Below are 12,510 nucleotides of genomic sequence, written 5' to 3'. Positions count from 1 at the left end.
GGCGCCGCCGTCAGGCGGAGCGGCGGGAGCCGCGCACCTCCAGGGACGCCAGCAGGGCGGCCGTGCTCTGCGCGATCTCCTCGACGGCGCGGTCGAAGGCTTGCGCGTTGTGCGGCGCGGGCGCGCGGAACCCGGAGATCTTGCGCACGTACTGGAGCGCGGCCGCCCGGATGTCGTCGTCGGTGACGTCGTCGGCGTACGGCGGACGGAGCGTCTTGATGCTGCGGCACATACACCCATTGTCACGCCGGGCTACGACATCCCCCCACGGCGGGCGCGCGAAGGGCGGGGACGGCCCCGGCGGGCAGAGGGCGCGGGGGCCGTCCTGGCGCGGACGCGCTGTCAGGACCCTCCGGCCAGGGTCCAGATGGCGTGGGCGATGGAGTCGGCGTTGCGGTCCAGCGCCGTGTCGTTGATGTTGCCGGTGGTGTCGCAGGAGCGGTGGTAGCAGCGGTCGAACGCCACCCCCGCTTGGCCGCCCCACAGCTGGGCCTGGGCGGAGGTCTTGATGCCCTCCGCACCGGTGAACGTGCCGCCCGCCGGGATGCCGACCTGGATGAACGGGCCGTAGTCGGAGCGTCCGTCGAAGTCGGTGCCGCGCGTCGCGACGCCGATGCCGGCGAAGTAGCTCTGGATGACCCGTTCGATCTCGGCGGAGCCCGCCGGGCCGGGGCCCGAGCCGACGCCGTCGGAGTTGTCGCCGTCGTAGACGAAGTACCCGGCGTTGGGCGAGCCGATCATGTCGTAGTTGAGATAGCCCTTGATCGCGGTGCGCTCGGCGGCCGTCAGGCTGTTGACGTAGTAGCGCGAGCCGACCAGCCCGCGCTCCTCGGCGCCCCACCAGCCGAAGCGCAGGTGCCGGGACGGCCGGTAGCCGGTGCGGGCGACGGTCAGCGCGGCCTCCAGGACGCCGGCCGCGCCCGAGCCGTTGTCGTTGATGCCGGGCCCGGCCGTCACGCTGTCCAGGTGGGCGCCGGCCATGAGGACCTCGCCGGTGTCGCCGCCCGGCCAGTCGGCGATCAGGTTGTAGCCGGTGGCGCCGCCGTAGGTGAACGGCTGGATCCGGGTCTGGTAGCCGACGGCGTCGAGCTGCGCTTTCACGTAGTCCAGGGACGCCCGGTACCCGGCGCTGCCGTGGGCCCGGTTGCCGCCGTTGCCGGAGGCGATGCTCTGCAATTGGGCCAGGTGCGCCTTGACGTTGGTGAGCGAGATGTCGGGTGCGGCCGCCGCCGAGGCGGGCGCGGCGGGTGCGGCGGCGAGGGCGGCCGCGAGTGCGGCGCTGCCGGCCAGCGCGGCGAAGCGCGATCTCATGGGACTCCGCGGGCTCATTCGGATCTCCGAGGGTGAGGATACGGCCGCGCGGGGCGCCGCCGGGGCGGCCCCGCGCGGCCGGCTGCGGGGTCAGCCGCAGGTGGTGGGCTCGTTGGCGGCCGCCGGGACGCTGACGGCGTTCCAGGCGTCGCGGGTGCGGGTGAAGTCGGTGCAGGTGGCCTTGCCGACCGCGACCAGGTTGAGCACGGCCTGCAGGGACGCCCGCCGCGCCAGCGAGTGCGTCCAGGTGGAGGTCTTCAGGTTGAGCGTCTCCATGAAGATCCGTCCCGCCTTCTGCACGCCGACGCCGGTGACGGTGGCGCCGTTGCACGTCGGGCTGTTGGGACGGCCGTTGGCCGCGTCATTGGCGTTCGACCCCTCGGCCAGCAGGTAGAACCAGTGGTTCTGCACGCCCGCCGCCGCGTGCACCTCCATGCGGGGGACGCTGGAGCTGTAGCAGTTGGGGTGGCCCAGGGCCGACGGGTTGGCCATGTTGCGGATCTCGCCGCTGCCGACCAGGTTCACCTCCTCGCCGACCAGGTAGTCCGGCGGGTCGTAGTTGGTCAGCGCGGTGGTGCCGGAGAACTGCTCGCCGACGCGCGGTTCGTTGAGGTACCACTCGGTGAGCGCGCCGAAGATGTCGCCGGTGGACTCGTTCAGCCCGCCCTTCTCGTTGCTGCCGCTGGAGCCGCCGGGCGTGGTCTGGAAGATGCCGTGGCCCAGCTCGTGCGCGACCACGTCGGTGGACGTGGCCTGGCGGGTGTTGGAGCTGTTGCGGCCGAAATTGGCGTAGCTGCCGTTCCAGTACGCGTTGGCCTGGCTCAACCCGACCCGCATGGGCCAGCCGCCGCCGCTGCCGTTCAGCCCGTTGCGTTCCAGCCAGGTGCGCACCATGTCGTACTCGGCCGCGGCGGCGCGCATGGCGTCGACGCAGGCGGTCTCCAGGTTGGTGCCGGACGCGTTGCCCCACACGTCGTCGGTGCCCGAGTACACGGTGCCGCTCTGGTTGGCGCAGCTGATGCCGGGACGGGTGGAGTCCCGCAGGGTGTACGTGGAGCCGGACCGGGTGCTGTTGACGCTGATGGGGTTCTGGCTGCCGCCGTGGTAGTAGCTGAGGTCGTCGTCGGCGTCCCGCACCTCGTCCCACTGCTGGACGACCTCGCCGCTGGTCGCGTCCACCAGCACGTGCAGCCGGGCGGGACGCTCCTTGTAGGAGCCTGCGACGACCGTCTCGTACACCAGCCGGCCCGACCCTTCGGCGAGGACGGTCAGCCGCGGCCGCGACACGCCGGTCGCGTCGGCGAGCCGTCCGCGTGAGATCTCCGCGGCGCGTTCGGCGGTCAGCTTCGGCGTGGTGGACACCGACAGCGTCTGGCTCTGGGCGATCGAGGTGCTGAGCACCCGGCCGGAGGCGTCGGTGGCGACGACGAAGTCGCCGCCGCGCACCGGCAGGCCGTCGTAGGTGCGTTCGTAGGCCACGTACTGCAGCCCGCCGGCGCCTTGGGCGACACCGCGCCGCACGATCGTGTCCTTGGGGGACCGGTGCAGCCGCGCGGGGCCGGACGCCACCAGCCGGTCGGCGGACGCGGCGGCGGCCTGCGGGGACGGGACGGGGGACGGGGGCGCGGCGCGGTTCGTCGCGCCCGACGCGGGCGCGGACATCGCCACGGCGAGACCGGCGGCGATCGCCGCGGTCCCGAGCGCGGACATGCGTCTCACTTGGGGGGGCTCCTTCCAGTGGCCGGACGCGGCGGCGCCGTGGAGGTCCTTGTGGGACTGCTCCGCGGCGGACGCGGCGGGCCCGGCGTTGACCGAGGAGGACGGCCCGCATGCTGGGTGCGCGGATGCGGTGGGCGGGGGCACCGCATCCGCGAGCGTCCGTGGCGGGGCCATGGGGACGCTTGGCGCGGGGTCCGAGGCCCGCGCCGGGGGAGGTGAGGGCGCGGTGGCGGGGGACCGCGCCGCGGGGGACGGGGGGCGCGCTCTTCCGGAGGAGCTGAGCAGAAGTGCACCCCGCGCGGCGGACGGAAGTCAATGAATCCAGCCGAGACTGAAATTCAAAACGTATGGACTGAACGGCCGGAAAATCCGCGCTGAGCAGGCCGAACACCGCCCGCGCCCCGGCCGTGTTCACACCGCTGCATCCCCGTCCGGCGGCCTTTGCCGGTCAGGGCGCGACGTGCTCGCACGACCAGGCCGGCGCCGGCGGGTACCGGTGGTCGATGCCGCCGTGGCCCGCGCCGAACGCGTCCGGCCGCTGACCCGTCAGGCGGAGCGGGAATCCTCGGCGGCGGCGACGACGCCCCGGCACATGCCGCCGAAGACGATCTCGTGGAACGGGCGGAACGCCCACCAGTAGGCGTGACCGGCCAGGCCGCGCGGGTGGAACAGCGCCCGCTGCGTGTAGACGGTGTGCCCGTCGCGCTCGTCCACGCCCAGCTCCAGCCAGGCCAGGCCGGGCAGCCGCATCTCCGCGCGCAGCCGCAGCAGCCGCCCCGGCTCGATCTCCTCGACGCGCCAGAAGTCCAGGCTCTCGCCGACCCGCAGCCGGCGCGGGTCGCGGCGGCCCCGGCGCAGGCCCACGCCGCCGACCAGCCGGTCGATGACGCCCCGGGCCCGCCAGGCCGACGGGAAGGAGTACCAGCCGTGCTCCCCGCCGATGCCTTCGACGACCGCCCACAGCCGCTCGGCGGACGCGCGCGTGCGGCAGGCGCGTTCGTCCACGTACAGGCTGCCGCCCGCCCAGTCCGGGTCGGTGGGCAGCGGGTCGCTGGGCGCGCCCGGCACGGACGCCGACGACCAGCGGGTGGCGACGTCGGCGTCCCGGATGCGGCGCAGCGCCAGCCGCACCGACTGCTCGAACCCGGTCGGCCCGTCCGGCGGCGGCGGGATGTGCCGCGCGATCTCCTGCTCGCGGCACACCACCTCGTTGCGCAGCGACTCGACCAGGGGCCGCGCCAGCCTCCCCGGGACGGGCGTGATCGCCCCGACCCACAGGCTCGACAGCTGCGGGCTCAGCACCGGCACCGGGATGATCAGCCGTCGCCGCAGCCCCGCCACGGCGGCGTAGCGGCGCATCATGTCCCGGTAGGTGAGCACGTCCGGGCCGCCGATGTCGAAGGCCCCCGACACCTCGGGCGGCAGGTCGGCGCAGGCGACCAGGTAGTGCAGCACGTCGCGGACCGCGATCGGCTGGATGCGGGTGCGCACCCAGCGCGGCGTCACCATCACCGGGAGCCGCTCGGTCAGGTACCGCAGCATCTCGAACGACGCCGACCCCGACCCGATGATCACGGCGGCGCGCAGCCAGATCGTCGGGACGCCGCTGTCCAGCAGGATCCGCCCGACCTCGGCCCGCGACTCCAGGTGCGGCGACAGCCGGTCGGCCGGGGTCATGCCGCCCAGGTAGACCAGCCGTCCGACGCCCTTGCCGCGGGCGGCGTCGGCGAACACGCCCGCGGCCCGCCGGTCGGCCCCGGCGAACCCGCCCCCGCTGCCGATCGCGTGGATCAGGTAGTAGGCGACGTCCACCCCGTCCAGGGCCCGCGCCGTCGACTCCGGGTCGGTGGCGTCGGCCTCGGCGATCTCGACCCGTCCCGCCCACGGATGGTCGCGCAGCCGCCGCGCCGAGCGCACCATGCACCGCACCCGGTGGCCGGAGTCCAGCAGCTCCGGCACCAGCCGCCCCCCGATGTAACCGCTGGCCCCCGTGACCAGGCACAACCGGTCGCCCAACGCAGCCCCTCCGATCCGGCCGCGTCCTACCCGCCGTGACGCCCGGCACGCCCGCCGCCGCCCCGTCTTTGCCGGACCGGGAGGCCCGGGACATCACCGCCTTGCCGTATTACGGGGTCAAGCGGCCAGCACCTTGCGGAGCATGTCGCCGAACTCGGCGGGATGCGTGGTGAGACCGGTGTGCCCGCCGGGGAAGTGGACGAGCCCGGTGCCGAACCGCTCCGCCAGGCAGGCGGCGGGACGGTAGGGGAGTTCGCCGTGCGAGTCAGCCCCGGCGGCGAGCACGAGCCGGTGCTTCAGGGCTTCCAGGCGGTCCAGGTCCGGGGCGTAGGCCATGAAGCTCGGCACGATGCTCCCGAGGAAGTACGGCATGTCCGCCATCGTGCGCTCCGCTCGTGCCCGCGCCTGGGGCGGCAGCTCGACGGGCGCCGGGGCGGGATCGCCGGGACGCCGCAGGGCCGCCGCGAACTCGGCCGCGGCGGGCAGCAGACCGTCCCGGTGAAAGGTCTCCTGGACGCGGGCGAGCATGGCGCGGTGCTCGGCGGCGTCCGGCAGCACCTCCACCACCGGCGGCTCGTGCGCCACGACCCGTTCGAGCCGCTCGGGACGCTCGGTGAGCATGTGCAGCGCCACGATCGCCCCCGAGCTGCAGCCGACCACGCGGGCGGGCGCGTCCGGGGACAGCAGATCCAGCAGCCGGAACGCGTCGTCGGCGTGCCGGGCGACCCGCTGCTGCGCCTGCGGGTCGTCCAGCGGACTGCGCGACAGGCCGCGCGGATCGTAGGACGCGACCGTGTACTCGGCGGCCAGCATGTCGGCGACACCGTCGAAGGAGGCCGCGCCGCCCGTGCCGCCGGGGATCAACAGCAGCGGCGGCCCCTCCCCGCGCACCTCGTAATGCAGGGTCGCGCCGTCCACGCGCAGACGGCCGGTGGTCGGTGTGCTCACGACGGGTCTCCTTCACGGCGCGACGGCCAATGGCGCAGCGAGGCGTGCAGGGCTTCGAGGCAGCTCGTCCAGGACTCCTCCACCGGGCGCGCGTGCGCGAACCCGCCCGCGGCCTCCAGGCTGACGAAGCCGTGCAGCGTGGCGCGCACCAGCCGCACCGCGTCGGTCAGGTCGGGCTCGTCCAGCTTGTAGGCGCGCAGCATGCCGTAGGTCAGCTCGACCGCACGCCGCGGCCCGGGCGCCGCGGCCGCCAGCTCGGGATCGATGCGCATGGGCACCTGCGTCGCCGTGTACCGGCCCGGATGCTCGTGGGCGTAGGACCGGTAGGCGTTCGCGTACGCCACCAGCGCGTCCTTGCCCGCCCGCCCCGCGATGGCATCCGCGATGCGGATGGTCTTCTCGTCCGCCGCCAGCAGCGCGATGCGGCCGCGCAGGTCCTCCAGGCTGCGCACGTGCGCGTACAGGCTCGCGTCCTTCACCCCGAGGCGCCGCGCCACCGCCGACATGGTCACGTGTTCGAGCCCGACCTCGTCCGCCAGCTTGGCCCCGGCGAGCGTCACCCGCTCCGCCGTCAACCCGGCCCGCCCCATGCCCGCACACCCCCTGCCTAGGAACACTAGATAAAAACTAGGATCCCTAGGCTACCCCCTGCGGTGACAAGATACGCACCTCTTTTCACAAACGCACACTCGCAAGGTCGGTCGCGGTTATCGTGAGTGACGATGACTTGACGGATGGTGAGCGCGAGGTGCTTGCCGTACGGCATCCGTGGAGGCCGACATGGAAGACCGGCTCGAAGACGCCGTGACAATGATCAGCAGGCGCCTGTACGCCCGCCTGTTTCTGCATCTCGCAGGCGACCGTCCCAACAAGGCGATCGCGCGCGGCGCCGACTGCACCGAGGCGTACATTTCCATGATCAAGGGAGGTGAGCGCCTGCCGTCCCTGGACCTGTCCCTTGCGCTCGACAAGTCGATCAACGCCGACGGCTGCCTGTTCGAGGTCCGCCGCCAGATCGAATCGCTCCGGCAGGAAATCTCGGCCCACAGGCGTACCTTGAAAGCAGGTCCCCCGGCCTCCGTTAAGGAGCAAGGTCCAGTGAAACGACGTGATCTGCTGCAGGACGGCGCAAAGGTAACCGCTGGTGCCACGGTCGCTCCCGTTCTGGCGGCCCTCACCCAGGCGTGGCAGGGCTCCTCCCCGAAACTCCCCGGCGCGAGCGTGTCCCGCTCGATGATCGATGACTGGGGCTCTGCTTACGACGTCCAGGCGCTCAGTTACCGCATCGACCCACCCGAAGTCGTCCTGGCCGCACTGGCGGACGACTGGTCGGATATGTCCGAGCACCTGGAGCGGTGGCAGCCGGACGGTGTCCGGCGTGATCTGTCGTATGTCGCTGCCCGTCACGCCTATCTGATCGCCGGGACGTGGCAGCAGATCGGTAACCGCCGTCAGGCAAGCCGATGGTGGCTCACCGCCCGCGACCTGGCCGACCAGTCCGGAAGCGACCTTCTCTCCGGTCGCACCCGCGAATGGGAGGCGAACCAGCGCGTCTCGGACAGGCAGGAGGACCCGGCGGAACTTCTGGCCTTGAACGAGAAGGCGCTCCAACTCCTGGGTGACCAGCCCACCGGGGAGCTCATGACTGCTTTGGGTACGAAGGCCGATCTGCTCGCCCTGATGGGCCGACACGACGAGGCGCTGGCCGCGATCCGCCAAGCCGAGGAGGTCTTTGACCGCATTCCCGCCACCGCGCCGTCCCGCGAACACATTCTGCTTTTCGAGCAGAGTTTCGTGTACGCGATTCTCGGTGACGAGAAGAACGTCACCGAGGCCCAGAATTCTCTTACTCGCTTCCATCGCCCCGAGGAGTACGTGTCGTTCCAGGTTCGCCTGTACGGCGCCTTGCTGCGTGCCCCGAGTGACCCCCAGGAGGCTGCAAACCAGGCCGTTCGTATCCTCAACGAGGTACCTCCCGAGCGGCGAATACTCCGTGTCCGCGTCGCTGGACGTCGCGTCCTGGACGCGATCCCCGCCAAGGCGCGAAACCTCGCCCCGGTGCAAGAGCTGCGGACCTTGACGTCCGCCGCCTGACGCGTTACCGAGGGCCGGGACGCCCTGGCGTCCCCCTCCTCCCTTGTGCGGAGGGGGACGCGATGTTCCATTCGCACGGCTGGGGGTCGGCCTGCTGGGCGCGTATTTCGCTAGTCCTCCAGGTAGAGGAGCGCCGTGATGGTCTTCTTGCAGATGTCGCAGTGCATGGGGGCCTCTTCCGAGGCGAGGTCGCATTCCGCTGTGGTGAGGCGGTCGATGACGCCGGTTCTGGTCTCGGCCGTCCATGCCTCGGCCCAGCGGCGCGTGTTGCCGAGGAGATCGTCGACGTAGCGGGCGGTCATCTCATAGAACGCGCGGACACCGTGCCGCTTCATGTAACGCCAGTTGAACTGGAGCGATATCAACGCGGGAAAGGATGCTCGACCAGCCCCCGCCCCCATCGCTCGGAAACATCGTCGATGTCGAGTTTCGCGGCGCGTTCGTCCAGCAGCCGCCACATGCCGGTCTGGTCGTACTCCGCCAGGACGTCATCGAGCAGTCGGCGGGCGGTGAGCAAATTGTCGGCCTTGCGCTTGAACAGCTCGTCGATGGTGCCGTTGATCTGCTCGTCGTTTCCTTTGCGGGCATCGTCGATGGCCTGCTTCAGCTGCACCGCGTATGCAGCCTCCCAGGACAGGCATTCCCCGAAGGTCGACCAGGGGTCGGGGAAGCCCCGCTGACTGACCGCGGCGAAGATGCGGTCGCCCTGCGCACCCATCAGTGACTCTCCTCTGTGGATTACGACGACGGTGCGCACCTCCCGGCGAGGTGCGCGACGAGCTCTTCGGGCGGGACCTGGGACTGGTCACCGGTGTCCATGTCCCGCACCGTGACGACGCCCGCTTCCCTGTCGGCCGCCCCGTAGATCAGCGCGAAGCGCGCCCTGCGGTCGGCGGCCCACTTGAGCTGCTTGGCCAGCTTGCGGCTGGACGCCAGATAGATCTCGGTGCGCAGGCCGGCGTCACGCAGCCGCGCGGCGAAACCCATGATCTCGGCGGCCGTGTCCGGGGCGATGAGCGTCACGGCGACGTCGGTGCGGTCGCCGTCCTCGGCGGTCTGGTCCAGCAGGCCGATGATGCGTTCGACGCCCAGGGAGCCGCCGCAGGCCGGGACGTCCGGGCCGCCCAGGGCCTCGATGAGATGGTCGTAGCGGCCGCCGCTGGCGATCGAGCCGGGCATGCCCTCGGCCGTGATCTCGAAGATGACGCCGGTGTAGTAGTCCAGGCCGCGCACCAGGCGGGGAGTGAACGCCATCCGGTCCTTGCCGACCTTCGGTGCGGCCAGCTCCAGCAGCCGGTCGATCTCGTCCAGCCCGGCCCGTCCGGCCTCGCTGCCCGCCAGCGCGCCGCGCATGCGCTCCACCGCGTCGAAGGCGGTCAGATCGGCCACCAGTTTCTCGGCGGTGCCGGGGCTGAGCGAGCGGGCGTCGACCAGCTCGGCGGCGACCTTGTCGGGCGGCAGCTTGTCGAGCTTGTCCAGGGTGATCAGCACCCCGCCGCCGAGGTCGGACGGGACGCCGTAGACCTCCAGCAACCCGGCCAGCGCCTGGCGCGAGTTGACCAGAACCGTGAAGTCCCGCACCCCGACCGCGTCCAACGCGTCGCTGAGCGCGCAGACCGTCTCCGCGTCCGCCAGCGGAGAGGAAGAGCCGACCACGTCCACGTCGCACTGTGCGAACTCGCGGAACCGGCCCTTGCCGGGACGGTCCGCGCGCCACACCGGGCCCATGGCGTACCGCTTGTAGGGCGTGGGGAGCTTGGAGCCGTAGGTGGCGACCACGCGCGCCAGCGGGACCGTCATGTCGTAGCGCAAGGCCAGGTCGGCCTCGCCGGTGGCCTCGTGCTCGCCGCGGCGCAGGATCTTGAAGATCAGCTTGTCGCCTTCATCGCCGTATTTGCCGGTCAGGGTCTCCAGCCGTTCGAACGCCGGAGTCTGCAGCGGTTCGAACCCATATCGCGCAAATACCTCGCGTATTTGCGTGAAAACGCGTTCACGCCTTCGCAGGGCATCGGCGAGAAAGTCCCGCGTGCCGGAGGGTGGTTCGAACTGCTGTGAGGCCATTTCAACTCCTGACCGCGGTAACCAGGCGGCAAGATGAGAGGAATCGTGCATCCCGTCCACAATCGGACAGGAGGTTCGCAAGTTGACTTGCGGAGCGCAAGGGCGATCGTACCGATGGTGCCAAGGACGCAAACAGCGATCCCCGGCACAGAGATGTGATCAACAGCCGCTTTCTACAAAGCGCCGGTAAGCGGTAACGGTCGGTGCGTCCGGGCGCGCGCCGCGCGCATTCGGCCTTCGCCGGGCTTCGGTGCGCCGCCCGTCCTGCACGTCGGCTTGGACGAGTTGCGCCAGGTCTCTCGTTGAGGAGCGACCTGCTCGCAGAGGTGTTGTGGAGCGGACTGACGGGCTTGGAACGCCGACGCGCGGCGGTCGCCTCACTGCGCGAGCGTCACCGACAGCAGGTGGTGCTGACGCTTCGGTGCTCGGTGCGGGACGGCGTAAGCCAAGGGCCCGTACAAGGAAGTTCACCGGGTGGGCCAGGCGAAATCGTCGATGGCCAGCCATGGTGCGTCGGCCACGGTCGCCGGGGTGAGTCCGGTGAACGCCACGACGTCGCGGTGCAGGTGGGACTGGTCGGCGTAGCCGCTCTCCGCCGCGACCCGGGCTGCGCCCTCGCCCGTGGCCAGGCGGTGGACGGCATGGTCGAAACGCACCAGCTTCGCGGCGCGCTTGGGCGGCAGGCCGATCTGCGACCGGAACCGGGACCACAGCCGCTTACGGCTCCACCCCACCTCGTCCGCCAGGCCGTCGACGCGGATCAGGCCGCGGCTGGAGACGATCCGGCGCCAGGCCCAGGCCACCTCCGGGTCCACGGACGCCCTCGTTCCACGTCGGCGGGCGAGCAGCGCGTCCGCCAACGCGAAGCGGCCCTCCCAGGAGGGCGCCTCGCTCAGCCGCTCGCGGATACGTGACGCCTCCCGGCCCCACAGGTCGTCGAGCGCCACCACGGCGCCGTCCAGGTCGGCGGGGGAGACCCCCAGAACCGCGCGTGCCACCAGCGGGGACAGGCGCACCTGCACGGCCTCGAAGTACTCGCCCCGCACCCGCAGTTCGCCGGGGCCGAACCCGAGCCCGGCGACGACGCTTCCCCGCAACCGCCGTCCCGCGGCGTCCACGATGAGCGGGGCGGCGCCGAACTCCACGGCCAGCGTCACGCCCGGGTGCGGGATCGCCCGGTGGCCGCCCGGGGCCCTGCCGCGGTCGCGGAATCCGGCCATGCTGACACCGGTCATGCGGCTGGGCCGCGTGGGGCGTGCGACGTGCCATACGGGCGCTTCGTACGCGGCGGAGCGCATTGCCTCATGCTAAGCGGAACATTCGTTCAAGCCTCCGGGACGCGGGGGCGGCGACAGTGGCGCCATGAACCTTCCAAGGAAGCGCTACGTCGTCGCCTCGGCCGCTCTCCTCGCCGTCGTGCTGCTCCTGACGAACGCGGTGGTGGTGTCGCGGCAGCACGCCGAGGCCACAGGGGATTCCGTTGTGCCTCTCGACGGCGGAGGCGTCCACGTGCGCCAGGACGGGCCCCGCGACGCCCCGGCAGTCGTGCTGATCCACGGGCTCGCCGGGTCGACGCGCTGGTGGGACCCGCTGGTTCCGATGCTCGCGGAGTCCCATCGCGTCATCGGCATCGACCTGCTCGGGCACGGCCGGTCGGCCAAACCCTCCGGCGGCGGCTATGCGATCCCGGAGCAGGGACGGCGGGTCGGCGCGGTGCTGGACCGGCTCGGCGTGAAGCAGGCCGTGCTGGTCGGCCACTCCACCGGCGGTTCGGTCGCCACCGCTCTCGCGGAGCAGCGGCCCGACCTGGTGACCGCGCTCGCACTCATCGACTCCGGGCCGAATCCGGACGCCTTCATCTCGGACGGCTTCGTCGGCGGGCTCCTGTTCGTGCCCGTCGTCGGGCAACTGCTGTGGCGGTTGCGGACCGACCGGATCGTCCGCCAGGGGTTGAGCACCGCGTTCAGCCGCCGCGGCTACGAGGCCCCGCGGCAACTCGTCGACGACATACGCGGCATGACCTACCACGCGCTCACCGCGACATCCCGGGCGGTGGACGACTACCTGGAGCAGCGCACGCTCCCCGACCGGCTGACCGCCGTCGGCAAACCGCTATTGGTGATCTTCGGTGAGCAGGACCGGCGGTGGCGTTCCTCGTCCGCCGCCGACTACCGCGTCGTCCCGGGTGCGAGAGTCGAGCTGCTCCCGGCCGTCGGCCACTCGCCGATGCTCGAAGACCCCTGGCGGACCGCCGCACTCCTCCTCTCCTTCATCCGGGGCAGCGGCGGCGGAGGGTGACCGCTCCGGACGCGGTGCCGGCCGCCCTCGCCGGCCCTCCGGGTAGAGGAGCGCCGTGATGGT

Annotated in this window: 12 protein-coding genes; 2 read left to right on the top strand and 10 right to left on the bottom strand. The window is 71.8% G+C overall.

Features of this window, described 5'->3' with window-relative positions; all coding sequences use genetic code 11:
- Positions 1-10 precede the first annotated feature (10 nt).
- The 6 genes from ABD879_RS01985 to ABD879_RS01960 all read right to left on the bottom strand — a co-directional run bounded on the left by ABD879_RS01985 (position 11) and on the right by ABD879_RS01960 (position 6,584).
- Positions 11-232 (bottom strand): DUF2277 domain-containing protein, encoded by a 222-nt coding sequence (locus ABD879_RS01985; protein ID WP_345016774.1) that lies wholly within the window; start codon positions 230-232, stop codon positions 11-13.
- A gap of 110 nt (positions 233-342) precedes the next feature.
- Positions 343-1,311 carry a M28 family metallopeptidase gene (locus ABD879_RS01980; RefSeq protein ID WP_345016772.1) on the bottom strand — a complete coding sequence of 323 codons (969 nt, stop codon included), beginning with the start codon at positions 1,309-1,311 and terminating at the stop codon, positions 343-345.
- Positions 1,312-1,401: 90 nt separating this feature from the next.
- Positions 1,402-3,021, bottom strand: coding sequence for a M4 family metallopeptidase (locus ABD879_RS01975; RefSeq protein WP_345016845.1), 1,620 nt, complete (start codon positions 3,019-3,021; stop codon positions 1,402-1,404).
- Between the two features lie 555 nt (positions 3,022-3,576).
- Complete coding sequence (locus ABD879_RS01970) at positions 3,577-5,046, bottom strand: SDR family oxidoreductase (RefSeq protein ID WP_345016770.1); 1,470 nt, start codon at positions 5,044-5,046, stop codon at positions 3,577-3,579.
- Positions 5,047-5,163: 117 nt separating this feature from the next.
- Complete coding sequence (locus ABD879_RS01965) at positions 5,164-5,994, bottom strand: alpha/beta fold hydrolase (protein WP_345016768.1); 831 nt, start codon at positions 5,992-5,994, stop codon at positions 5,164-5,166.
- On the bottom strand, positions 5,991-6,584 hold the full coding sequence (locus tag ABD879_RS01960; RefSeq protein WP_345016766.1) for a TetR/AcrR family transcriptional regulator: 594 nt from the start codon (positions 6,582-6,584) through the stop codon (positions 5,991-5,993). Before ABD879_RS01960 ends, ABD879_RS01965 begins: the two co-directional genes overlap by 4 nt.
- Positions 6,585-6,774: 190 nt before the next feature.
- Between ABD879_RS01960 and ABD879_RS01955 the strand changes: the two genes are divergently transcribed.
- Positions 6,775-8,088, top strand: coding sequence for a hypothetical protein (locus ABD879_RS01955; RefSeq protein WP_345016764.1), 1,314 nt, complete (start codon positions 6,775-6,777; stop codon positions 8,086-8,088).
- 110 nt (positions 8,089-8,198) lie between these two features.
- Here the strand turns inward: ABD879_RS01955 and ABD879_RS01950 are convergent, their stop codons facing one another.
- The 4 genes from ABD879_RS01950 to ABD879_RS01935 all read right to left on the bottom strand — a co-directional run bounded on the left by ABD879_RS01950 (position 8,199) and on the right by ABD879_RS01935 (position 11,447).
- Positions 8,199-8,453 carry a hypothetical protein gene (locus ABD879_RS01950; RefSeq protein WP_345016763.1) on the bottom strand — a complete coding sequence of 85 codons (255 nt, stop codon included), beginning with the start codon at positions 8,451-8,453 and terminating at the stop codon, positions 8,199-8,201.
- The gene (locus ABD879_RS01945; RefSeq protein ID WP_345016761.1) at positions 8,450-8,806 is read right to left on the bottom strand and encodes a hypothetical protein; all 357 of its coding nucleotides are present in this window, start codon (positions 8,804-8,806) and stop codon (positions 8,450-8,452) included. The genes ABD879_RS01950 and ABD879_RS01945 overlap by 4 nt, the downstream gene beginning before the upstream one ends.
- A 20-nt stretch (positions 8,807-8,826) precedes the next feature.
- On the bottom strand, positions 8,827-10,149 hold the full coding sequence (gene hisS, locus ABD879_RS01940; protein ID WP_345016759.1) for a histidine--tRNA ligase: 1,323 nt from the start codon (positions 10,147-10,149) through the stop codon (positions 8,827-8,829).
- Positions 10,150-10,616: 467 nt separating this feature from the next.
- Positions 10,617-11,447, bottom strand: coding sequence for an AraC family transcriptional regulator (locus ABD879_RS01935; RefSeq protein ID WP_345016757.1), 831 nt, complete (start codon positions 11,445-11,447; stop codon positions 10,617-10,619).
- Between the two features lie 64 nt (positions 11,448-11,511).
- Here ABD879_RS01935 and ABD879_RS01930 point away from each other — a divergent pair, with 64 nt between their 5' ends.
- Entirely contained in the window at positions 11,512-12,447 is a 936-nt protein-coding gene (locus ABD879_RS01930; RefSeq protein WP_345016755.1) for an alpha/beta fold hydrolase, read from the top strand.
- The last annotated feature ends 63 nt before the right edge of the window (positions 12,448-12,510 follow it).

This window comes from Actinomadura keratinilytica (assembly GCF_039539665.1).
GTDB classification, from domain to species: domain Bacteria; phylum Actinomycetota; class Actinomycetes; order Streptosporangiales; family Streptosporangiaceae; genus Spirillospora; species Spirillospora keratinilytica.
This window is presented reverse-complemented; position numbering and strand designations above follow the sequence as displayed.

What these genes read in the sequence shown, in the direction of transcription:
- ABD879_RS01985 (WP_345016774.1), bottom strand. Translation starts at nt 232, where the DNA reads ATGTGCCGCAGCATCAAGACGCTCCGTCCGCCGTACGCCGACGACGTC.
- ABD879_RS01980 (WP_345016772.1), bottom strand. Translation starts at nt 1,311, where the DNA reads ATGAGATCGCGCTTCGCCGCGCTGGCCGGCAGCGCCGCACTCGCGGCC.
- ABD879_RS01975 (WP_345016845.1), bottom strand. Translation starts at nt 3,021, where the DNA reads ATGTCCGCGCTCGGGACCGCGGCGATCGCCGCCGGTCTCGCCGTGGCG.
- ABD879_RS01960 (WP_345016766.1), bottom strand. Translation starts at nt 6,584, where the DNA reads ATGGGGCGGGCCGGGTTGACGGCGGAGCGGGTGACGCTCGCCGGGGCC.
- ABD879_RS01955 (WP_345016764.1), top strand. Translation starts at nt 6,775, where the DNA reads ATGGAAGACCGGCTCGAAGACGCCGTGACAATGATCAGCAGGCGCCTG.
- ABD879_RS01945 (WP_345016761.1), bottom strand. Translation starts at nt 8,806, where the DNA reads ATGGGTGCGCAGGGCGACCGCATCTTCGCCGCGGTCAGTCAGCGGGGC.
- hisS (WP_345016759.1), bottom strand. Translation starts at nt 10,149, where the DNA reads ATGGCCTCACAGCAGTTCGAACCACCCTCCGGCACGCGGGACTTTCTC.
- ABD879_RS01935 (WP_345016757.1), bottom strand. Translation starts at nt 11,447, where the DNA reads ATGCGCTCCGCCGCGTACGAAGCGCCCGTATGGCACGTCGCACGCCCC.
- ABD879_RS01930 (WP_345016755.1), top strand. Translation starts at nt 11,512, where the DNA reads ATGAACCTTCCAAGGAAGCGCTACGTCGTCGCCTCGGCCGCTCTCCTC.